Below are 20,466 nucleotides of genomic sequence, written 5' to 3' on the forward strand. Positions count from 1 at the left end.
AGACATTATTCAGGACGCGACAGTTGTCGCTGGAGCCGGATTCCCATCCGGCCGCACGGCCGTTCAAGCAGGCCCTCGTGGAGGACGGTATTCCGTTCACATCATTTGGGGTGGACGACGTGCAGGCCGAATACGAACGGCTCAGCGCGAAGGGTGTGCGATTCACGCAACAGCCCACGAATCTCGGGCCGGTGATTGTGGCCACGCTGGACGACACCTGCGGCAATCTGCTGCAGATTGCGCAGTTGACCGGTCAGGGGTGATGCGAACGGGCGGCCGAGTCGTGTTGTGGACTCCGCCGCCCGTCATGTAGCTGGGTATGCGTTGGGCTCAGATGGTGCGACGCACCGGCGCGGCGAATGGGTCGGCGTCCCAGGCGTCGGTGGTCAGCGCCGGTAGCGCCGCAGTCGTGCCCGCTCGCCGCTGCGTTGCGGTGCGCCACGGAGCGGCCGGCGCGGGTGGCTGCACGGCGTTGGTCAACTGCTGCGTGATGCTCACTGCACGCGCGCGTCCAGCGTTGCCCGGTCGAGCGCTGGCGGACAAGGTGAGATGCACGCGGGTCTTCCAGGTGGTCAAGTCGTCGAAGGTGTTGCCGCTGTTGAGATCTTCACGGCGGAAGTAGTAATCGAGCCCTTCGTCGTCGCGCGCGAAGGCATAACCGGTGGGATGCACCTTGGTGACGAGCGCGTGTACGCTGCCGGCGTCGTCATCGTGTACGGGTGTGTCAGCGACGGCGCTTGACACATGGTCGTCGGCCAGGGCCACGACCAACTGCGGCACTTCGACATCCGCGGGCTCAGTAGGCGGCGCGCCGTCGGTGTGCTCCTGGGGCAAGGACGGCTCGGGCTGCGCGAAGTGCGAGGACGTAAGCTCCGGTGTGTTCACCAGCTTCGGCCAGAGGTCGTCAAGCCAGATGGGATCGAAGTCGCGGAGACGCAGCGGATCGTTGGGGTCGTAGAACTCACGCGGGCAGGAGCCACGTGCCGACACAATGGCCACGCGTTTGCCAAGTCGTCGCACGGCCTGCAACGCCGGCACGAAGTCGCGATCGCCACCCACCACAATGGCAATGTCGAAGGCGGAGAGGGCGGTCATCTCCAGCAGGGCGGTGGCGAGTCCGACGTCGACGGCCTTTTCGCGTGGCTCGTAGGTCTGCTCGTCGGGTCGCTGTGCGCGGCGCACACGTCCGCCCCGGTAGTCGATGTCGTAGCGATAGACTTCGTAGCGGTGTTGCCGGCGCAGGGCATCGAAGAACTCGCTGCGTCGCTGTACGGCGTCATCGTCGACCGGGTCGTAATTGGTGGCGATGGACGCGAAGTAGTGTGTGCGCACGACATCGAGCGGATCGCCCGACGGGAGTTGTCTGGCCACATGCTCGGCGCAGAGCAAGGGCAGGGCACCGAAGCGCAGCGGCCCGCCAACCCGTTTGGCATAGCCCAGTTGATCTGCCATACGGTTGGCCGTTACGGCCAACCAGGTGCCATCGATAAACATCATGGTACGAACGGCCATGTCAGTCGCTCCAACATTGAGGGCATGTGTGATGCGCGTTACACAGAGCGGCCCGCCTTTGCCGAGCCGCCTCTGCATTGTGCGTTGGGCTGGCGCGATGCGCAAGACGCAGCCCGGCAATTGCGCCCGGCGCGCCTGTCGCGCCAATTGAGGCATGACCAACTCCCTTTGCCCTCGCCGCTGGCTGCACTCGAGCCTTGCCCCGCTTCTGTTGCTCACTTCGGCGTCAATTTCCGCTGCGCAGAGTGGCGCGACACGCCCAACCGGTGCCCCGACAGACACCGTGGTGCACATCGCCAAACCGCGCATGCCGCTGCCCGACGAGGCGGCGAGCGCCGGTGTGACACGCTTCTCGTTCATTGCCTACGGCGACACGCGCGGGCGGCGCGATGGCGTGCAGGAGCAGTACGAACACTCGCTCGTGGTCGATCAGATGCTGCGCACCATGACGCAGCTGGAGCGTGGTCCCGATCCGGTGCGTTTCATTCTGCAGAGTGGTGACGCGGTGGTGAATGGGCGTGACCCGAAGCAGTGGAACGTGAGTTTCGTGGGCCTCATCAACCGGCTCACCACCGAGGGCGGCGTGCCGTACTTTCTCGCGCCTGGCAATCACGACGTGACCTCATCGGGTGACCTGGCCAATGCGGGGCGTGCGGAGGGATTGCGCAACTATCTGCGTGCGGTGCAGCAGCTCATTCCGGCGGATGGTGCGACGCGGCGTCTGGCTGGGTACCCCACGTATGCCTTTGGCTACGGCAATGTGTTCGTGCTCGCGTTCGACTCGAACATTGCGGAGGATTCGACGCAGCTCGCATGGGTGGAGTCGCAGTTGGCCGGGCTTGATCGTGAGCGCTATCAGCATGTGATCGCGTTCTTTCACCATCCCGCGTATTCGTCGGGGCCGCATGGTGGCGCCATCATCGAGCGCCCCACGGCCGCGGTGCGTGAGCGCTACATGCCGCTCTTTCGCAAACATGGTGTGACCATGTTGCTGACCGGGCATGAGCACTTCTTCGAGCACTGGGTGGAGCGCTGGAAGGATGTGCGCGGCGAGTGGCAGCGCATGGATCAGTTGGTGAGTGGCGGCGGCGGGGCGCCGCTCTACAGCTACCAGGGCGAGCCGGACCTCCGGCCGTATCTCCGGGCGGGCGTGGCGGACTCGGTGCGGGTGCAGCATCTGGTCAAGCCTGGCATGGAGCCGGGGGACAATGCCTACCACTTCGTGGTGGTGCACGTGGACGGTCCACGCATGTGGCTGGAGGTGATTGGTGTGGACTGGGGCCGGGGCTACCTGCCGTACCGGAGCAACCGCGCGACGGTGCGGGACAGTGTGATTCGGTAATCCCGACCTTGACAGATTCGTCTACTAGGCCAATAGTACTAAATCGTTAGTACTATCGGCTTGGTACATCGGACCTGCGGGTGACGGGAGGTCGGGATGACGGATGCACCGTTGGGTGAGCGCGAGCTGGACGTAATGGCGGCGCTGTGGCGGCTGGGGTCGGGTACGGTCAACGAAGTACGTGATGCGGTGGGAGATCCCCTGGCCTACACCACGATCCTCACGATCCTCCGCAATCTCGAAACCAAACGTTTCGTGCGGCGGGAAGAGGAGGGGAGGGCGCATCGCTACTTCCCCCTGGTCGCCCAGCAGTCGGCGCAGCGCAACGCGTTGTCGCGTGTGCTGCACAGTTTCTTCGGCGGTTCGCCCAAGGCGCTGCTGGCGCAACTCGTACACGACGAGGAGCTCTCCGCCGAAGAATTGCAGGAATTGGCGCGGTCACTGGCGGCGGTGGACAGCAAGACGTCGAATGAGGTCGCCGGTCGCTCGACTCCAGCGAACGCGACACGTCGCGGTTCAGGGCCATCCAAGCGGGGGGCGCCATGAGCGACGTGGCCGTCACCTGGACGGTGGCACTCACGTGGTTGGGTGCGAGCCTGGCGTTTTCGGCGCTGCTTGGTTTGTCGGTGCTTTTCGGGGAGTTGCTGGTGGCGTCGTTCGGCCGACCGCGCCGCTTTCTCTGGGCCAGTGCGCTCGTCTTGGCGGTGATCTGGCCGGTTGCGGGCTGGTTCATGGTGCCGCGTGTGGCGCCGCAATGGGTGGTGCATCCGTACGAACCACCGGCGGCCACGATGGACGTGGGGCCGTCCGCTGTCATCATGCCTGCCGTGGATCGCGCATGGACCGCGTCCAGTCTGCCACCTGTGGCAACCGTGGCAACCCTGTGGGGCGTGCTGTCTCTGGTGATGGCCGGCTTCGTGCTTCGCGGGGCATTGGTGCTCTACAGGGCGCAGCGTGCGGCGCGCCGAGAGGTGCTGCTCGGTGAAACGGTGCTGCGCACGCAGCATGTCGGACCGGCCGTGATTGGTGTGGGGCGCGCCTCGCTGCTGATGCCGGATTGGCTGTGGGAACTCGATGAACGATTGCAGCGACTTGTGCTGCACCATGAGCTGGAGCATCGCCGCGCGGGCGATCCATGGCTGGTGTGGGGCGGTGTGCTTGCCACGCTGATCACCCCGTGGAATCCGGTGATCTGGTGGATGATGCACAGAATGCGTCTCGCCATGGAGATCGACTGCGATGCACGCACGCTCAAGGCCCATCCCGATGCCGGGTCGCAGTATCCGCGCCTGCTCCTGCTCATTGCGCACCTGCGGCAGCGTCCGCAGTACACGCCACATCTGGCGCCCTTGATTATCCCTTCCGCTTCACAACTTTCCCGGAGAATGCGTGCCATGACATCCCCCGTGCCTCTTAAGAGTCCGATGGCAAAGTTGGCGGTGGCTGCCATCACGTTCGGATTGCTCAATGCGGCCTGCTCGCGTCAGATCGCCGGCAATCTGGCGGGGCCTGCGGTGCCGGTGGTGATGGAGTCAGTGCCTGGGGAGGGTGTGTCGGTAGCGCCGAGTGATTCGGTGACGAGCGCGGCGGCCAAGGACTCGGTGTATTTCGATTTTCAGGTGGAGCGGCAGGCAATCGCGCTACCTCCCGGATTTGGGCCACGCTTTGCCGAGGTGCTTGGTACACTGAAGGTGGACGGCGACGTTCTGATGCAGTTTGTCGTTGAACCGGGTGGCACAGTGCGCAAAGAGTCCATCAAGGTTCTCCAGTCACCTCATCCCGAGCTATCCAACGCTGTCGTTGTCGGTCTGAGCGAGCTGCGCTTCCAACCTGCGATGCGCGGTGGTCGACCGGTTGCCCAATTGGTGCAGCAGCGCTCGTCGTTTGGTGTGGGAAAGCCGGTCTCCACTCAGCAGTCCGAGAGCAAAGGCCGCGCTGCTGGAGGTGAAAGGAAGACTGACACGACGCCGACTCCCGCTTCGACGGACCGCGTGCTCTTCGACTTCGAGGTCGATACTCCGGCGATGTTTGCACCGGGCAGTAGCGGCCCGGCGTATCCCGCCGAAGCAAGAGCACGTGGTCTGAACGGCGAGGTGCTGGCGCAATTCGTGGTGGATGTGGACGGAACGGTTGTTCCGGGCAGCATACGCGTCGTGCGCTCCAGCGATTCACTGTTTTCGGCGGCTGTCGAACAATTCCTTCCAAGCGCACGATTCACTCCCGCGAAAAATGGCGGGCAGCCTGTAAGGCAGCTCGTGCAGCAGCCGTTCGGGTTCGAGACCAGGAAGGATTGAGCACGTGGCCGGACCCTTGTTGACTGGTGGAGCAGCGTGGATAATTCCACCATGGCCATCAACCTCAAGAGTCCCGACGCCGAAAAGCTCATCCGGGAGCTGGCGGACATCACTGGTGAGACTATCACCGACACCATTCAGCAGGCGGTGCGCGAGCGGCTCACGCGAGAGCGGCTACGCCGCCTTGGGGCGGTGGAGAAGTCCTGGGCGCGCATCGGGCGCATCCAGGAGCGCATTCGGGCGTATCCCGAGGCGGGCGGTGTGACGGGGGCTGACGCGTGATCCTGACCACGTCAGCGCTGCGGGCGCTCTGGAGAAACGAGGCCGATGCCTCGCTGCTGCACACGGCCATCATGCGCGCGCCGGTTCGGGCCGTGTCAGCGGCCACGGTGGTGGATGCGGCCATGCAGCTCTTGAGTGAGCGGCAGGGGGGCGCCGACCTCGAACTCGATGCGCTGCTGCGTGAGCTCGAGGTGGTGGTGGTGCCATTCAGCGAGTCGCAGGCCCATCGCGCGCGAGAGGCGGCCCGTACCTTCGGACCCGGACGTCACAAGGCGTCATTGGGGTTGGGTGACTGCATGGCTTACGCGCTGGCCATCGAGAGTGGCGAGCCCGTGCTGGCCGTGGGTGAGGCCTTTGTGGGCACCGACGTGGAGCGGGTGGCGTACTAGCCCCCCGCTCCGTTTGCTGCGTCAGCGCTTGGTCTTGATAACCACCACGCCGTTGGCGGCGTCGTTGCCGTAGAGCGCCACACCGGCCGCGCCCTTGACCACTTCGACGGACTCGATGGACGAGGGCGCGAGGCGGTTCATGGCAGTTTCGTCGACGCGCTTGCCATCGAGAATGTAGAGGGGCGCGGGGCCGGTACTGGCCTTGGACGACAGACGAATGCGGGTGGGGCTGCTGTCGGTTGATGCGCGCAGCAGCACGGTGTCGCTGTCGGCGCGGCGCAGGCGAAGGACGTTGCTCGGCGCTGCCTCAGTCCGTGCGCTTTCGATGGCCGAGAAGCTGGCTGTCTTGTTGGCATCGGTAGTGGCCACGAACATGAGCTGTTCGCCCTTGTCGCTCTTGCGCACCTCGATGGTGGCGATGCGATCGGACGAGATCTTCATGGCGTCAGCCTTGCTGGTTTCGACGCCGTTCACAAAGAACCGCGCATCGTCAGTCTGTCCGGTGAAAGCCACGGCCTTGCGTTGCGCACTGGCCACGTCCATGGCGGCGACGTCCGTGGCGGTGGGCAGTTCAGCCTTGCAGGCCACAGCGAGTGTGGCCGTAGCCATGACAACGCCGGTGATGCGACGGGCCTGGCGGAAGCGGGCGGGGCGAGCGGTCATCGTGTGCAGTCTCCGTTCGAGGTGGGACGCGCGGTAGGAAAAAGCGGGTACGGCATGCAGGCGGCGCGCGGGTTGCAGCGCGGCCGACAGTTCAATGAGCAATTGACCGTATTCACGCGGCGCGGCCATCTGTGACAGCACGCGCGCGTCGCAGTCGAGTTCAATGGCCAGACGCAGACGCGTGGTCATGAACCAGAGCGCAGCGTTCCACGGCATGAGGACCACGGCCAGGTTGGCCGCGAGCAGCAGGACATGGTCTCCCGCTTGCACATGTGACTGTTCGTGTGCCACCACCAACTGTTGTTCACGCGCACTCCGTGAAAGCAGCCAGGACGGCACCACAATGTCAGGCCGCTGCAGGCCCACCACCGCGGGGCCGAAGTCATCGCTCAGTCGCACGGACTGCGCGCCAATGACGGCCTGAGGCGCATGGGTCACGAGGCGGCGCTGGCGACGATAGCTCGCGAACAGCAACACACCCAGCACGACTGAGGTGAGCGGCCAAGCGAGCAAGAGCGCGTTTGCTGCCACACGATGCGTGGACGGTGCGCTCTGCTGGAGCCGCAGGTGCAGTTGCTGCGCGATGGCCGAACTGGTGTTGCTCAATGATGCCGGTAGTGCCGCGACGACGTCGCGCAGGGCGTCGACGCCGCGTTTGAGGGGCGACGGCGTGGCGAGGGTTGGCTCGAGTCGAAGCGGTACGGCAATACCCGATACGGTCGGCGCCGACACGGGGGTGGTGCGCAGGGGCTGCGTCAGTGCCAACACCGTGGCGAGCGCGATGGCGCCGGCCCAGAGTGCGCGCGCCGGTACGAGCCCGCGCAGCAGGCGCTCCAGCACGAAGGCGGCGGCAGCGAGGCTGGCGGAGACCAGTGAGGCGGTGATCAGCCAGGTGAGCAGCCAGAGCAGCAGGCTGCCGGAGGGCGGGAGGCTGAACAGGTCAGGCATCGTCGCTGGCATTGTCAACTCCGAGTCGCTTGGCGAGCAGTTCGCGCATGCGCTGCAGTTCGTCGCGACTGAGTTGGCGATCGGCGACGAGCTGGGCGAACATGCGTTCGGCGGAGCCTTGGAAGATCGCGTCCTTGATGCGCGTGATGGCGCTGCGGCCGGCCTTGTCGGCGGCCACAGTAGGGAAGTAGCGGTAGGCGCGGCCTTCGGCCTCGTGGCGCACGTAGCCCTTGTCCTCGAGGATCTGGAGGGCGGAGAGCACGGAGGTGTAGGCGAGGTCTTCGTCGAGATGTTCGCGGACGTCGGCGACGGTGGCAGAGCCGAGGCGCCAGAGGACGGACATGACGGCGAGTTCGCGCGGGGGGAAGTGGAGGTCGGACATGGGGTGGAGGGCTACGGGTTCTTCCGTAGTATGGGGGAGGGGGGTGGGGATGTCAACGGGAAAGTCAGTAGAAGCGGGAAGGGGAATGCGGGGCCGTCCACAGATCTGGGCCGTGGGACGTGCGTTCTGGGTGTGAGTGGTTCGGGGGCGGGGTCGCTCGCGTTTACGAGGCGCTGGTGGATCGGGCGGTCGGGGTCCGGGCGGAGGTCGAGGTCGAGGTCGAGGTCGGAGTCGAGGTCACGGTCTGGCGAATCGCGTGATGCCCCCGCCACACCACTCCCACTCATCACCCACGTCCCACGGCCCAGAACTGCGGATCGCGCACCGCAACCCCGACCGCAGTCACCCACTCACACCGTACAAATCCGAACCGCCTCCCCCAACGTCTCGAACCCCGCCTTCTCCGGCATGAACTCATGCGCAAACACTCCCTCGTATCCGCGATCGGCGATCGCGCGTGCGATGGCGCGATAGTTGAGTTCCTGCGCGTCGCCAATCTCGTGCCGCCCCGGCACACCAGCGGTATGGAAGTGCGCAATCCACGGCCAGGCGCGGCCGATGGTGGCAATCACATCGCCCTCCATGACCTGCATGTGGTAGATGTCGTAGAGCAGGCGAAACGACGGACTGTTCACGCCTTCGGCCACCGCTACCGCCCAGGCGGTGTGATCGGCGTGGTAGTCCTTGTGATCGACCTTGCTGTTGAGCATCTCCATGCACAGCACCACGCCGTGCTTTTCGGCGACGGGCATGAGGCGCTTGAGGCCCGTAATGCAGTTGGCGATGCCCTCGCGATCACTGAGGCCGTTGCGGTTGCCGCTGAACACGACAATGCGCTTGACGCCGGCCGCCGCCGCGCGCGCAATGTAGGGCTCGCCGTCACTCACGAGCTTGTGGTGATGCTCCACGCGATTGAAGCCCACGGGAATGCTGCCCCAGCTGTTGCCCATGGTGCACTCGAGGCCGTACTGCGCCGGAATGCTCCACTCCTCAGGGCCCAGGAGATCGATGCCCATGAGACCAATGCGCTTGGCTTCCTTGCACAGGTCATGAATGGGCATGCGCGCAAAACACCAGCGGGCCACCGACTGCTTGAGGCGTCCGGCGGCCGGTGAGTCGCTTGCGTTCACCTGTGCCCCCAATGCTGGTGCCGCCAACGCCGGCGCAGCAAACGCCGGGCCCACAACGGCCGCTGCCCCCATCGTGACGCCGAGGCCGGTAACCAAATGACGGCGGCTATGGGACACGTCGTCAGGCTTCGGCATGCGCACTCCGGAGGCGGGAAGAGCGACGGTCGTCGGTGACGATGCCCGTCGCAAACTGGGTGAGGCTTACTGCAACTGGATGTACAGCGGCACCGGCCAGAGCCGCAAGATCTCTTCACGTGACGTAGCCGGCTTGTCGTTCTTGAGCTTGGTGAACTGCTTCCAGCCCGTGAACTGCACCGGCTCTTTCTTGATGTCACGCCAGTAGGTGTCGCGCTTGAGCCAGGGCGCACCAAAACCGTCCATGTGCATGACCACCTGCACGCGTGGATCGAGCTTGATGTCCTTGGCATTGGTCACGCCCTTGGGGGTGAAGCGATGCACGACCAGAATCTTGGGCGGCAGGTTGTGCTTCTCCACCAGATTGGCGAGGTAGCGGATGGCATAGTTGATGTCGGCCGCGTCGTAGGTGCCGATGCGCTTGCCGGGAATGCCGCCGTTCTTCATGGAGAATTCAGGGTCGATGCCCAGGTGCACGTCGGGACGCACGAGGAACTTCTCGATCCACGGCAGTTCGTCGCGCAACGTGCTCTGACCGACTTGCAGGTCGACGAACATGATGGCGTTCTTGCTCTTCGCCCACCCGTACACCTTCTCGATGAGCGAGCTGTCCATACGTGTGCGATACTTGCCGCTCGGCCCCGGATGCGGATTGGCCACCATGGCAATGAGATGCATGGCCGGCTGTACCGGGTGTGCCGGGTCGGCCTTGTTCCATGCCGCCACTTCCGCGTCGAGCTTGCGCATCATTTCCGGTGGATCGAACTCACCGAGGATGCCCATGCGCCGGCTCAGCGGATTGCCATAGAACGCAATGATGCGCTTGGCAGGAAGAATCGAGCCAGGCAGGGGCGCGGGCATCTTGGGCGGCCAGAGCGAATCGGCGTCGCTGCCGGCATCGCGGAAGGCCATATGCCGATTGCCCGCCTGCGGTCCAAGTGAACCACGCACCTTCTTGCGGCCAGTGTCGGCTGAAGCGGGCTTGGAGGACGCGCCCTTGGTTGCCGCCCCAGTCGCGCGCGAGCCACCACCGGTCGTGTTGGACTGCGCCGAAAGCGGCGTGACAAATACCGTAGCAAGCAGGGCACCAGACAGCAGTCCGGTGGAGAACGAACGAACAGAACGCATGGCAGACACGCTGGGGAAGAGCGAAGGGATACGAAGGAGTGTAGGACGTGATACCCGTCGACGCTAGCGACGTTGCGTTTTGCGACGTGATGTCGGTGACGCTTCGGGCAGCTCGCGAGGTGCCGGATAGTTCATGCGCGCGAGGATGACGGCCGCGCGGCGCGTGGCAATGTTGCCCTGTGGTGACCAGCGCCGAGGTGAGGGCAGAATGGCCGCCATGCGCGCGGCCTCCTCACGAGTGAGCTTGGCCGCACTCTTGCGAAAGTGTCGCTGCGCACCCGCCTCGGCGCCGAACTCATCGGGGCCCCACTCGGCGAGATTGATGTACAGGTCGAGGATGCGTTCCTTGCTCAGCAGGAGCTCGAGCCAGAGCGTGAGATAGACCTCGAGTCCTTTGCGGATGAACGAGCGACCGTTCCAGAGGAAGATATTCTTGGCCACCTGCTGCGTGAGCGTGCTCGCACCGCGCAGTCGTCCGCCCTGGCGCCGACGCTCGAGCGCCTTGCGCAGTTCGAGCGTGTCGATGCCGAAGTGCAGGTAGAAGCGGTCGTCTTCCGAGGCCAGCACGGCGCGGCGCAGACGCGGTGACTGCTGCTCGCGCGACACCGGCGTATGCCGCGGAAACACGGGGCGCGTGCCATCCATGAGACGACTGCCGGCGCGGGCCAGCATGACCGCCGTGATGGGTGGGTCGACCACCGAGAACAGCAGGATGGCCGGCACTGGAAGCAGCAGGAACACGGCGAGACCGATAGCCAAGCGGCGCAGCCAACGTCGCCACCCGGTACCGCGCTTCGTGCCCGTCTTGCGGCGAGGACTCATGCAGTGCTCACGGCTCCCGCAGGTGCGGCGGTGTGTCGGGTGGCTGACGGCGCCAGCGTCGGTGCTGCCAGAAGTACTGGTCGGGATACTCACGCACCTTGGCTTCGAGCATGGCCGTGTAGCGCCGCACGATGGCGTCGATGTCGTGCTCGCGGTCCCCGGTGCGCTCCACGACGACGGGTTCGCACTCAAAGGCGTAGCGCCCGTTCGGCAGGCGCACGAAGACCATGAACAGCACCGGGGTATCGAAACGCAGCGCAAACACGGCCGGTCCACGCGGCGTCTTGGCCGGTCGTCCGAAGAAGGGCACGAAGGTACTGGCCAATCCGAGCGCGTCGTGGTCGCTGAGAAAGGCCACGAGATGATTGTCGCGCAACGCGCGTGGCGTGCGGCGCACGGCATCCTTGTCGTGGATGACCTGCATGCCGATGTCGTGGCGCGTGCGCGTCACGTACGCTTCGAAGATCGGATTGGCCATGCCACGGGCCACCGCGTCGATGGGCACACCACGCGCGGCCACAAAGGCCCCGCCCAGTTCCCAGTTGCCGAGATGTCCGGTGACGCAGATGATGCCCTGCCCCTTGGCGAGAGCGGCTTCCACGTGTTCCCATCCACTCACGCGTTCAACGCGCGCGAGCAGATCCTCGCGTGAGGTGCCGGGGAGAATGGCGGCCTCGATGGAGGTGCGGCCCAGGTTGTCGTAGGAGCGTTCGGCCAGACGCTGCACGTCGGCGGGCGACAGATCGGGAAAGGCCGCCGCGATCTGGCGTTCCACGACGCCGCGGCGGATGCCCAGTGGCCGATAGGCAAAGCGGGCCAGCCGTCCTCCCACCCAACTGGCGCCACGCCAGCCCAGCAGGCGGAGGGCCGCGACGGCGCCGCGTGTGGCGGCGTATTCGAGACGATGCGCCAGCGTGGGGCGACGTGCGGGGGATGATTCGGCCATGCACGGGAAATGTAACCGGTCCCTCGCGTGGTCTGTGGTGACATATTGCAGGGAATGACGGCATCACCCCACCCACCAACGTCCCCGGTCTCGCCGCCTCTGCCCAACGCCCAGCGTCTGGCCCAGGTGGGCCTGCTGGTCAACGCCGGTCTGGCGGTCATCAAGCTGGTGGCGGGTCTGTTGGGCAACGCGTACGCCCTCGTGGCCGATGCCATCGAGAGTGCCACGGATATGGTGGGGTCGCTGGTAGTCTGGGGCGGTTTGCGCATTGCCAGTCGAGACCCGGACGCGCAGTACCCCTTTGGCTACGGCCGGGCCGAGGCGTTGGCGGGTGCCGTGGTGGCCGCGCTCATGTTTGGCGCGGCGGCCGGCATCACGGTGGAGGCCATTCGCGAGATCCGCACACCGCATCATGCGCCCGCGCCCTGGACGCTGGTCGTGCTGCTGGTGGTGATCGTGGTCAAAGAGACCTTGGCCAAGCGGGTGGCGTCGGCCGGTGCGGCGTCGGGCAGTACGGCGGTCACGGCCGACGCCTGGCATCATCGCTCGGATGCCATCAGTTCCTTTGCGGCATTTGTTGGCATCACCGCCGCCGTGGTTGGCGGTGAAGGGTGGGAGGTGGCCGACGACTGGGCCGCGCTCGTGGCGGCCACCATCATCGCGGTGAATGGCATGCTGCTGCTGCGTCGGGCCCTGCACGAATTGATGGATCGCGCCCCCGGCCCGGCGGTGCTGTCGTGCATCAGCGAGGCGGCCCTGGGCACCAGCGGCGTGCTGGCCATCGAGAAGCTCAAGGTGCGGAAGACCGGCACCGCGTTCTACGTGGACATTCACGTGCAGGCCGATCCGTCCATGACGCTGCACGAGGCGCATATTCTTTCCGGTCGGGTGAAGGGGGCCATTCGCAGACAGCTGCCCGCGGCGGCGGGTGTGCTCATTCACATGGAACCCTACGAACCCCATCTCACCGCATGACGGCTCCTTCGCAGCACGCGCGTTCAGACAAGGCGCTGGTCTCCCTGACCAGTGTGGGCCTCACGCCGCTGGTACCCGTCAATCCCACCGCGCCGCTGGACCTGGGCAATGCGGCGGCGCGGGTATCTGGCGCGGCCAACAAGAAGGAGCTCGAGGCGGCCCTGGCGCAGCGTCTTGCTCGGCTCGAGGTGCTGCAGGATGCGCTGTTTGCCGATGGGCGCCACGCCGTGCTGCTGGTGCTGCAGGGCCGCGATGCCTCGGGCAAGGACGGCGTCATCAAGACGGTATGTGGGGCGTTCAATCCAACGGGCGTGCGCGTGACGGCGTTTGGTCCGCCCACGCCGTTGGAGTTGCGCCATGATTTTTTGTGGCGGGTCCATCAGGCGGTGCCGCCGCGTGGACAGGTGGGTGTGTTCAATCGCTCTCACTACGAGGATGTGCTGGCGGTGCGCGTGCGCCGGCTTGCGCCGGAAACCATCTGGCGGGCGCGGTATGCGCACATCAACGCCTTCGAGGAACTGCTGCACGCCAACGGCGTGGTGATTTGCAAGTGCTTTCTGCATGTCTCGCAGGACGAGCAGCATGAACGGCTCACCGAGCGCCTGGATGATCCGCACAAGAACTGGAAGTTTCGCGCCGAGGACATCGAGGACCGCGCGCGCTGGCCCGAGTACACCGAGGCCTACCACGAGGCGCTCACACGTTGCAGCACCGCGGCCGCACCATGGTATGTGGTGCCGTCTGACAGCAAGACCGTACGCAACCTGCTCATTGCCGATGTGCTGATGCGCGCCATGGAGGCGTTGCCGCTGCAGTATCCCACCATGCCGGACGCCGTGCGCGAGGCGGCTCGTGATTTTCGCTAAGCGGCCACTCGGCCTGTTCTTGAGACTGTCGTTGGCATTGTCGCTGACGGCACTGCCAGGCGAAACGCATGCGCAGTCACAGCCACAGGCTCAGGCGGCAACGCGCGTTGAACAGGCGGTGCCGAGCGGCCATGTGGTACGCACAGTAGCTGAACGACGCTTCGATGCGGCGTCGGGTCTGCGCGCGTCAACGGTATTTGCCATGGCGCAGGACCAGACCGGTGTCCCCTGGCTGGCCACCGACGACGGGGTGTTCTCGTACGCGGGCGCGCAATGGCGCCGCGAGGCTATGCCTCCCGAGTTCGAGCGTCAGCAGGTGAGAGCGCTGCTGCACGCCGCCGACGGCGGTCGCTGGATGGGCACGCGCAGTGGCCTGGTGTACCGCGCGCCCGACGGACGGTTTGTCGTGTATCGTGAGGCCGATGGTCTGGCGGGTGGTACGGTGTTCAGCCTCATCGAAAGCGATGCCATCGATGGGCGTGTGCAGGTGTTGGCGGGCACGTCGCGCGGAGTGTCACGATTCAACGGCAGTGGCTTTGAGTCGGTGCCACTCCCGCCAGACCTGAACGCGCTGGCGCTCATGCTGCAGGAGGCCCGGGCGGTTGATGGCAGCTCGGAGTTGTGGGTGGCGAGTGCACGCGGCCAAGTGGCGCGCCTTCATCGTGGTACGTGGCGGGTATTCTCAGCGGCCGATGGATTGACCACCGAGAGCGCCGAGCATCTGGCAAGTGCGCGTGGTGACTCGGGGAGCACCGTGTACGTGGCGGGTCGCGGCGGTGTGTTCGTGTTGCGTCGCTCGGCGGAGGGCGAGCGATTTGAACGAGTGCCCGGCGCACCGGACAATGCGTATCGCGTGGAGGCTGTACCGACCACGGACGCGCGCTCGCACGCGGTGTGGGTGGGCACGTCTGACGGCCGCGTGCTGCAGTGGGACGGTGCGACCTGGCACACGGTATCCACGCGCCTGTCCGACTCGCATGGCACCATTACCATGCTGCAGCATCTTGCCGGTCATGGCGGCGGGTCGGCGGTGTATGCGGCGGCGCGCGGTGCGTATCTGGTGCGCTTGTCGCAGGGCGTGGCCGCTGGTGTGTCGGTGTTTCCTGATCGCGGATCACCGTATGTGAACGCCGTGGTCGCCGAGCGCGGTGCTGATGGCCGTGACGTGCTGTGGGTGGCCACGCAGGACAGCGGTCTCGTGCGGTTGGGTGCGATGGGCGATGTACGTCGTTTTGGCTTTGAGCCGGGCAGCTCACGTGGTGCGGTGACCGACCTGTTGCGCGTCTCCGTGTCGCCGCCCGGTCCGGTAATTCCGGGTGCTGAGGCGCCGCGCACTACCTTGGCGTTGGCCAACGGTGTGCCCTGGCGATTCGATGGGGCGGGCTTTGCGCCCATGCTCAGTGGCTTGAACGGCACGCGTGTCCATCAGGTGCGGCGCCTGCCCGACGTTGATGGTGTGGAGGCCCTGTTGGCTGCCACCGACGACGGCGTATTCCGCTGGAGCGGGTCACGCTGGGAGCGCGCACCGGTCGACGTGCGCGGCCCGGTCACGTCGTTGGCGAGCGGTGTCGAGCGTGGCGCGCGCGTGCTGTATGTCGGCGGCGTCCACACCATCACCACGCTGGGTCGTGGTGTATCACGCGTCGATACGCTGCCTGCGTTGTCGGCCAGTCTGGGCATTGGGAGCGTACGTCGCGTTTGTACCAGTGGGGCGAGTACCTCGGGCTACGCATTTGCGTTCGACACGGAACGTGGCGTGTTCTGGCGTCGTCTCGACGAGCGTGAGCCATGGCGCGCGCTGCCGCTGCGGTTGCGGCGTGTGCTCACCAGCCTCGGCGCCACCGATCTCGTGTGCCTCGACAACGGCCGGCTTGCGGTGGGGACCTTTGCCGGACTGGCGCTGTTCGATGTGTCGGCGGCCTCGGTGGACGCGTGGCGCATTCTGTCGCAGGTGGCGGATGCCGATGGTCTGCCGGCCAATGCCATTTCTGCGGTGGCCACCTCTGGACACCCCGAACTGCTGTGGGTAGGCACGGGTTTTGGACTGGGTGTGGTGGATGTGGCGCGCGCCGCGCAGTTGTCGCCGGCCCGACTGGCGCTGCGCGTGACGGTGCAGGGCGCCCGTGAAGTGCGCGACGGTGATGTTCTGATGCCCACGGACAACGATCTCCACGTGGAGCCGTCGCTGCTCACCTATCATCGGGAAGAGCTCACACGGTTTCGGGTGCAGTTGAGTGAAGGCGAACTGACCTCGCCGCGCGTGGCGGTGGATTCCCTCGGGGGCGAGTGGCTCGATGTGCCTGATCGCTACTACCACGATCTGCCACCCGGTCGCTACACACTCACCGTGTGGGCGTACGATTGGGCTGGACGGGAGTACGGTCCCATTCTGCGGCATTTCAGCATGCAGGTGCCCGCCTACGAGTCGCCGGCCGCGCTCGTCACCTACGGTGCGCTCATTGCGCTCATCCTCACGGGTGCCTATCAGTGGCGCATGGCGACACTGCGCAGCAGCACGCAGCGACTGCTCGAGCGTGAGCGCCAGGCCGACGCCGAGCGCGCGTGGTTTCAGGAGCAGGTACGCGAGGCGCAGAAGCTCGAGTCACTGGGCACGTTGGCCGGCGGTGTGGCACATGACTTCAACAACCTGCTTGGCGTCATTCGCGGCAACGCGGAGCTGGCGCGCACCGCGCTGCGCAAGGGACGCAGCAACGCCGATCACCTCGGCGCCATTCTCGATGCCAGTGACCGCGCGCGTGATATTGTACGGCAGATCCTCACGTTCAGTCGGCGCTCCACGCCCACGCGCGAGTATGTGAACTTGTCGCGTCTGGTGCTGGACCTGCAGCCGCTGCTGCGGCGCATGGTGCCGCGCACGGTGCAACTGGTGACCACCGGCGCGGAGCACGCACACCTCGTGCAGGGCGACCCCACGCAGTTGCAGCAATTGCTGCTCAACCTGGTGTCGAACGCCGAGTACGCGCTGCGGCAGAAGGTCACGGGCACCATCACGCTGGTGCTGAGCACGCGCACGGTGGCCGAGGGGCAGCCGGCGCCCACCGGCACCGTGGTGGTGCTGCAGGTGCGCGATACCGGCGATGGCATGAGCGAAGAGGTGCGGCAGCGCATTTTTGAGCCCTTCTTCACCACCAAGCCCACGGGCGAGGGCACGGGGCTGGGCATGGCGGTGGTGCACGGCATTGTGGTGTCACATGGCGGCCGTGCCGAGGTGTTCAGCACGCCTGGCGCGGGTTCCACGTTCGAACTGACGTTCCCCGCGGCGAATATCGAGGGACTCTTCGACGACGATCTTGATCCCGATCTGGTCGTGGACTTCGATGACGAGTCCCCGTCGGATGCATCGGCCCCGATGAGCCGTGAGCTGGTTGTGAGCGGCGAGTTTGATGTGCCCGTGACCGACGACGGGTCCGACGACCACGATGATGCCGTGCTGGAGACCAGCCCGTTTGCCGGTACGTCCGTCGTCGTGGTCGATGACGAACCGGGTGTGGCGGCGGTGGTGGAGCGCGCGCTGCAGCATGCGGGGCATGTGGTGCACGTCTTCACGGCACCGGAGGCCGCGTTGGCCTTCATTCGCGATCAGCCGTTTGCCGTGGATCTGGTGATCACCGACCAGACCATGCCGGGCATGACCGGCGACATGCTGACGGAACAGATTCACGCGCTGCGTGCCGAGCTCCCGGTGCTGATTCTCACCGGTTTCAGTCATCGCTTGTCGGCTGAGCGCGTGGCGGCCGTTGGGGTGATGGCCGTGCTCGACAAGCCGGTGGCGCTGGCGACGTTGCGCCGTGCGGTCAACGCGGCGCTGGCGGGATCTTCTTGATCAGCTTGTTGACGCCGTCGTTGATGAGCGACTTGGCCTTCTGCTCGCTGTTGCGGGAGGCTCGGCGCTTGATCTCGTCGGCGGTGAGCTTGACGAAGATGCTGTTGGGATAGCGGGCCACGACCGGCGCAATCTTGAGCGTGGCGGCGCCGTAGTCGCCGGCGTCCGCCAGGTTCATGGCGTTGGACAGCCGTACCATGGCGTCGAGTTCGTCCACTCGGCTCTTCTGCTGCTGCGTGGCCAGACGTGTTTCGGCGTCGGGTGAGAGTGCGATGTCGAGATCCTTCACGAGCTGGCGCGCGAGACGCTGCTGCAGGTCGAAGAACTCTTCCTGCTTGCCGGTGACGCGGGCTGTCTTCACGATGGCGCCGGTTTCCACGCGCACGACGCGGGTGTCGATGCGGAGCTGCGGATCGACAGCGGCCAGTGAGCCGATCACGATGTACTGCGCGCCCGTGAGGCGGCCCACCTTTACCGCCGTGGTGGAGTCGAAATAGCCGCTGCGCTGCTGGTCGATCTCCTTCGTCACTTCAGCGAGGCGCTGACGTTCGAGCAGCTGGATGTCATCCACCGCCGAGAGGTCGGTGGTGAGCATGGCCGCCATGCCCTGACCCAGATGGTCGTAGTCCTTCTTGCCCGTGTTGTTGTCGAAGTTGAGGATGGCGACCGTCTTGCGCGCACTGCGGACCTCACCCGCGTCGCCGGAACTGGCAGGGCGGAAGGGGAGGGCAGCGCTGGCCGGGAGCAGGCCGAGCAGGGTGACGAGCAGGAGAGACGGCCTAAGCATGACAGAGAGAGAATCGGAACGGCGGTGCAGAATGTCAAATGCCGGACGGGGCCCTGGCGGCGCCGGTTTCAGCGCGCCGGTGGTTTTGGGGAGGCGAAGGGGCGGAAGTTGCAGCGGGGACTGGTATGGGGCGGGTCACCGGGTTACGTTCTTCTTTCTGTTCACCAAGTGCTTGGCCTCGGCTGAGTTGCGGTGACGGGACGTAGCGCAGCCCGGTAGCGCACCTGAATGGGGTTCAGGGGGTCGCGGGTTCAAATCCCGCCGTCCCGATTCATAAGAGAAGACCCGGAAAAGACTTAGGTCTCGCCGGGTTTTTTCGTACGTAGCGCCGCGCACCCTATGGCGGCTGCTCGAGGTAGCCCGCCGACCTCGCATTTTTCGGCCAAGCCCGCCTGCCTTCGTGAGCATTTACAAGGTCATTTCGGAGCTGAATCGCATTCTGGAAGGCGGGCTTGTGACCAAGTACGCCATCGGCGGGGCAGTGGCGGCCCAAGCCTATATCGAGACAAGCTCCACAGAAGACATCGATGTTTTCGTGGTGGTCGCGGGGGACGAGGCCAGGAGTTTGGCCCCTCTCTCCCGGATTTGGGGGGATCTGGTAGCCCACGGCGCGAAACAAGACGGTCAGTACCTGATCATTGGTGATTGGCCGCTGCAGCTCTTGATGTCCGACGATCCGCTGTATGGAGAAGCAATTGAAGCCGCCGCGTTGCGCGATGTCGACGGGCAGTCTGCATATTTCATGCTCCCCCAACATCTGGCCGCCATCGCGCTGAAGACTGGCCGATCGAAGGACTACCAACGCGTCGCCGAGTTCATGGCTCAAGGCTCGACGTCCGTCGCTCAAGTCGCCGAACTTGTCCAGCGGTATGGTCTCCACGAGGCGTGGAACAAGTATCTCACCCGTTTCCCACCGGACGATGCCAACAATTGACTGGGACAGCGTCAAGAGCGCGAAGGATCAGCATCGCGAGCGCGTACGGGCTCAATCGTTTGGGGACAAGCTGAAGACGCTCGACAAACTGCGTGAGCGCGAGGCGCAGCTTCGCAAGCTGCGCCCCGGGGTGAACTCCGCGGTTTCGGCGCGCTCAACGTTTGCCACGTTGCCTGGTGAAGATGCGACTGCGCATGCCTCCACCCATGCACACTTTCTGCCTCTTGGTGCAGACGTGACCTTTGTGACGTCAGTAGTCGCGAGAGGAGCGGTCAGTGAGGGCGCGGCGCAGGCGTCTGCCAAGCCGTTGAAGTAAAGATCGGTGAGCATTCTGATCCAGTCGTGCATCGTGTGCGACATGGTGCGTCCCGAGCTGAACGGCAAGCTCATCGTCCTGGGCTTTCTGGGCGTTTGTCCGTTTGTCGATATCAGGCTGCCCAGGCTCGACAGGCCAACACCGCTGACGTTCTTACTGAGCGGTCACGTTGATCAATCGATCGAACAGCTGTCGGTGGAAGTGCTATTCGCGAAGGACAACTCAGTTATCGCGTCCACCGGCGAAGGGCACTTTGCTATCGCGGAAGCAAGCGGCACGATCAACATTGCACCTACGCTCTTGCTGACGTTCGGGAGATCAGGTCAGTTCCTCGTGCGGTGTCTGGCGGATGGGACGGAGTGTTATACCGGAGCGTTCACTGTGACCCAGGGTGGAGTAGTTTGAAACCAAGGCTTATCTGGCGCTGTCGTCGTTCAGCTTGAAGTATTTTCTGTGCTTTAGGTTCGTTCATCCACCGCTCGAACGTCGCGAAGTCGGCACGTACTTTTTAGTGCTCGGGAACTGGTAGTGCAAGCAGGGTCGCATGATCGTGGCCCGGAATCCATTTCGACTTTGTCTAGTAAGGAGGACTCGTGTGCGACGTGGCGCGGCCCGCTAGCGCACCTGAATGGGGTCCAAGGGGAGCGGTTTCTGACTGCGAACGCCGGCCCGAAATCCGAGTCTCGTCGAATAGCCCGGGTCTATCCACCGCCAGTTACAGGCGGTATTGTGAGGCGATCGTCGGGCCGTCAAGTCGGCTCGTTCTCCAGG

The 20,466-nt window shown here is 65.1% G+C and carries 20 protein-coding genes and 1 tRNA gene; 13 read left to right on the plus strand and 8 right to left on the minus strand.

Annotated elements, in window-relative coordinates; translation table 11 throughout:
- Nucleotides 1-263 (plus strand): VOC family protein (locus B2747_RS10630; protein WP_291160251.1); only part of this gene is annotated, 263 nt, incomplete at its 5' end.
- Nucleotides 264-330: 67 nt separating this feature from the next.
- Here the strand turns inward: B2747_RS10630 and B2747_RS10635 are convergent.
- Entirely contained in the window at nucleotides 331-1,512 is a 1,182-nt protein-coding gene (locus tag B2747_RS10635; protein ID WP_291160253.1) for an NYN domain-containing protein, read from the minus strand.
- Between the two features lie 154 nt (nucleotides 1,513-1,666).
- On the opposite strand from B2747_RS10635, the gene B2747_RS10640 reads away from it, so the two are divergent.
- The 5 genes from B2747_RS10640 (at nucleotide 1,667) to B2747_RS10660 (ending at nucleotide 5,819) form a co-directional block, all read left to right on the plus strand.
- Nucleotides 1,667-2,854, plus strand: a complete 1,188-nt coding sequence (locus B2747_RS10640; RefSeq protein WP_291160256.1) for a metallophosphoesterase family protein — start codon at nucleotides 1,667-1,669, stop codon at nucleotides 2,852-2,854.
- A gap of 96 nt (nucleotides 2,855-2,950) precedes the next feature.
- A complete protein-coding gene (locus B2747_RS10645; RefSeq protein ID WP_291160259.1) occupies nucleotides 2,951-3,400 on the plus strand; it encodes a BlaI/MecI/CopY family transcriptional regulator in 450 nt (149 codons plus the stop codon).
- On the plus strand, nucleotides 3,397-5,148 hold the full coding sequence (locus B2747_RS10650) for a M56 family metallopeptidase (RefSeq protein WP_291160262.1): 1,752 nt from the start codon (nucleotides 3,397-3,399) through the stop codon (nucleotides 5,146-5,148). The genes B2747_RS10645 and B2747_RS10650 overlap by 4 nt, the downstream gene beginning before the upstream one ends.
- Nucleotides 5,149-5,184: 36 nt before the next feature.
- Nucleotides 5,185-5,430 (plus strand): type II toxin-antitoxin system VapB family antitoxin, encoded by a 246-nt coding sequence (locus B2747_RS10655; RefSeq protein WP_291160265.1) that lies wholly within the window; start codon nucleotides 5,185-5,187, stop codon nucleotides 5,428-5,430.
- On the plus strand, nucleotides 5,427-5,819 hold the full coding sequence (locus tag B2747_RS10660; RefSeq protein WP_291160269.1) for a type II toxin-antitoxin system VapC family toxin: 393 nt from the start codon (nucleotides 5,427-5,429) through the stop codon (nucleotides 5,817-5,819). The genes B2747_RS10655 and B2747_RS10660 overlap by 4 nt, the downstream gene beginning before the upstream one ends.
- Before the next feature lie 21 nt (nucleotides 5,820-5,840).
- Here B2747_RS10660 and B2747_RS10665 read toward each other — a convergent pair whose 3' ends face one another.
- From B2747_RS10665 to B2747_RS10690, 6 genes are all read right to left on the minus strand, one after another.
- The gene (locus tag B2747_RS10665) at nucleotides 5,841-7,430 is read right to left on the minus strand and encodes a M56 family metallopeptidase (RefSeq protein ID WP_291160272.1); all 1,590 of its coding nucleotides are present in this window, start codon (nucleotides 7,428-7,430) and stop codon (nucleotides 5,841-5,843) included.
- Nucleotides 7,423-7,812, minus strand: coding sequence for a BlaI/MecI/CopY family transcriptional regulator (locus B2747_RS10670; RefSeq protein ID WP_291160276.1), 390 nt, complete (start codon nucleotides 7,810-7,812; stop codon nucleotides 7,423-7,425). Before B2747_RS10670 ends, B2747_RS10665 begins: the two co-directional genes overlap by 8 nt.
- Nucleotides 7,813-8,162: 350 nt before the next feature.
- The gene (locus B2747_RS10675; protein WP_291160279.1) at nucleotides 8,163-9,077 is read right to left on the minus strand and encodes a hydroxypyruvate isomerase family protein; all 915 of its coding nucleotides are present in this window, start codon (nucleotides 9,075-9,077) and stop codon (nucleotides 8,163-8,165) included.
- A 66-nt stretch (nucleotides 9,078-9,143) separates the two neighbouring features.
- The gene (locus tag B2747_RS10680; RefSeq protein ID WP_291160282.1) at nucleotides 9,144-10,205 is read right to left on the minus strand and encodes a hypothetical protein; all 1,062 of its coding nucleotides are present in this window, start codon (nucleotides 10,203-10,205) and stop codon (nucleotides 9,144-9,146) included.
- Nucleotides 10,206-10,268: 63 nt separating this feature from the next.
- Entirely contained in the window at nucleotides 10,269-11,027 is a 759-nt protein-coding gene (mtgA, locus tag B2747_RS10685) for a monofunctional biosynthetic peptidoglycan transglycosylase (protein ID WP_291160285.1), read from the minus strand.
- 7 nt (nucleotides 11,028-11,034) lie between these two features.
- Entirely contained in the window at nucleotides 11,035-11,973 is a 939-nt protein-coding gene (locus B2747_RS10690) for a lysophospholipid acyltransferase family protein (protein ID WP_291160288.1), read from the minus strand.
- Nucleotides 11,974-12,027: 54 nt separating this feature from the next.
- Here B2747_RS10690 and B2747_RS10695 point away from each other — a divergent pair, with 54 nt between their 5' ends.
- From B2747_RS10695 to B2747_RS10705, 3 genes are read left to right on the plus strand one after another with little or no spacing between them, the layout of a single operon-like run.
- Nucleotides 12,028-12,948 carry a cation diffusion facilitator family transporter gene (locus B2747_RS10695; protein ID WP_291160290.1) on the plus strand — a complete coding sequence of 307 codons (921 nt, stop codon included), beginning with the start codon at nucleotides 12,028-12,030 and terminating at the stop codon, nucleotides 12,946-12,948.
- A complete protein-coding gene (locus B2747_RS10700; RefSeq protein WP_291160293.1) occupies nucleotides 12,945-13,814 on the plus strand; it encodes a PPK2 family polyphosphate kinase in 870 nt (289 codons plus the stop codon). Before B2747_RS10695 ends, B2747_RS10700 begins: the two co-directional genes overlap by 4 nt.
- A complete protein-coding gene (locus tag B2747_RS10705; protein ID WP_291160296.1) occupies nucleotides 13,801-17,658 on the plus strand; it encodes an ATP-binding protein in 3,858 nt (1,285 codons plus the stop codon). Before B2747_RS10700 ends, B2747_RS10705 begins: the two co-directional genes overlap by 14 nt.
- On the opposite strand, the gene B2747_RS10710 is transcribed toward B2747_RS10705, so the two are convergent.
- The gene (locus B2747_RS10710) at nucleotides 17,630-18,445 is read right to left on the minus strand and encodes a CsgG/HfaB family protein (RefSeq protein WP_291160300.1); all 816 of its coding nucleotides are present in this window, start codon (nucleotides 18,443-18,445) and stop codon (nucleotides 17,630-17,632) included. The genes B2747_RS10705 and B2747_RS10710 overlap by 29 nt on opposite strands.
- 196 nt (nucleotides 18,446-18,641) lie before the next feature.
- On the opposite strand from B2747_RS10710, the gene B2747_RS10715 reads away from it, so the two are divergent.
- The 4 genes from B2747_RS10715 (at nucleotide 18,642) to B2747_RS10730 (ending at nucleotide 20,100) form a co-directional block, all read left to right on the plus strand.
- Nucleotides 18,642-18,715, plus strand: a tRNA-Pro gene (locus B2747_RS10715).
- Between the two features lie 130 nt (nucleotides 18,716-18,845).
- On the plus strand, nucleotides 18,846-19,379 hold the full coding sequence (locus tag B2747_RS10720; protein WP_291160303.1) for a hypothetical protein: 534 nt from the start codon (nucleotides 18,846-18,848) through the stop codon (nucleotides 19,377-19,379).
- A complete protein-coding gene (locus tag B2747_RS10725; protein ID WP_291160306.1) occupies nucleotides 19,366-19,695 on the plus strand; it encodes a hypothetical protein in 330 nt (109 codons plus the stop codon). Before B2747_RS10720 ends, B2747_RS10725 begins: the two co-directional genes overlap by 14 nt.
- A 6-nt stretch (nucleotides 19,696-19,701) precedes the next feature.
- Nucleotides 19,702-20,100 (plus strand): hypothetical protein, encoded by a 399-nt coding sequence (locus tag B2747_RS10730; protein ID WP_291160309.1) that lies wholly within the window; start codon nucleotides 19,702-19,704, stop codon nucleotides 20,098-20,100.
- The last annotated feature ends 366 nt before the right edge of the window (nucleotides 20,101-20,466 follow it).

The organism is Gemmatimonas sp. UBA7669 (assembly GCF_002483225.1).
GTDB lineage: Bacteria > Gemmatimonadota > Gemmatimonadetes > Gemmatimonadales > Gemmatimonadaceae > Gemmatimonas.

Excerpts from the sequence above, each read along its gene's own strand:
- B2747_RS10635 (WP_291160253.1), bottom strand. The coding sequence starts at position 1,512 with ATGGCCGTTCGTACCATGATGTTTATCGATGGCACCTGGTTGGCCGTA.
- B2747_RS10640 (WP_291160256.1), top strand. The coding sequence starts at position 1,667 with ATGACCAACTCCCTTTGCCCTCGCCGCTGGCTGCACTCGAGCCTTGCC.
- B2747_RS10645 (WP_291160259.1), top strand. The coding sequence starts at position 2,951 with ATGACGGATGCACCGTTGGGTGAGCGCGAGCTGGACGTAATGGCGGCG.
- B2747_RS10650 (WP_291160262.1), top strand. The coding sequence starts at position 3,397 with ATGAGCGACGTGGCCGTCACCTGGACGGTGGCACTCACGTGGTTGGGT.
- B2747_RS10665 (WP_291160272.1), bottom strand. The coding sequence starts at position 7,430 with ATGCCTGACCTGTTCAGCCTCCCGCCCTCCGGCAGCCTGCTGCTCTGG.
- B2747_RS10670 (WP_291160276.1), bottom strand. The coding sequence starts at position 7,812 with ATGTCCGACCTCCACTTCCCCCCGCGCGAACTCGCCGTCATGTCCGTC.
- B2747_RS10675 (WP_291160279.1), bottom strand. The coding sequence starts at position 9,077 with ATGCCGAAGCCTGACGACGTGTCCCATAGCCGCCGTCATTTGGTTACC.
- B2747_RS10680 (WP_291160282.1), bottom strand. The coding sequence starts at position 10,205 with ATGCGTTCTGTTCGTTCGTTCTCCACCGGACTGCTGTCTGGTGCCCTG.
- mtgA (WP_291160285.1), bottom strand. The coding sequence starts at position 11,027 with ATGAGTCCTCGCCGCAAGACGGGCACGAAGCGCGGTACCGGGTGGCGA.
- B2747_RS10690 (WP_291160288.1), bottom strand. The coding sequence starts at position 11,973 with ATGGCCGAATCATCCCCCGCACGTCGCCCCACGCTGGCGCATCGTCTC.
- B2747_RS10695 (WP_291160290.1), top strand. The coding sequence starts at position 12,028 with ATGACGGCATCACCCCACCCACCAACGTCCCCGGTCTCGCCGCCTCTG.
- B2747_RS10700 (WP_291160293.1), top strand. The coding sequence starts at position 12,945 with ATGACGGCTCCTTCGCAGCACGCGCGTTCAGACAAGGCGCTGGTCTCC.
- B2747_RS10710 (WP_291160300.1), bottom strand. The coding sequence starts at position 18,445 with ATGCTTAGGCCGTCTCTCCTGCTCGTCACCCTGCTCGGCCTGCTCCCG.
- B2747_RS10725 (WP_291160306.1), top strand. The coding sequence starts at position 19,366 with ATGCCAACAATTGACTGGGACAGCGTCAAGAGCGCGAAGGATCAGCAT.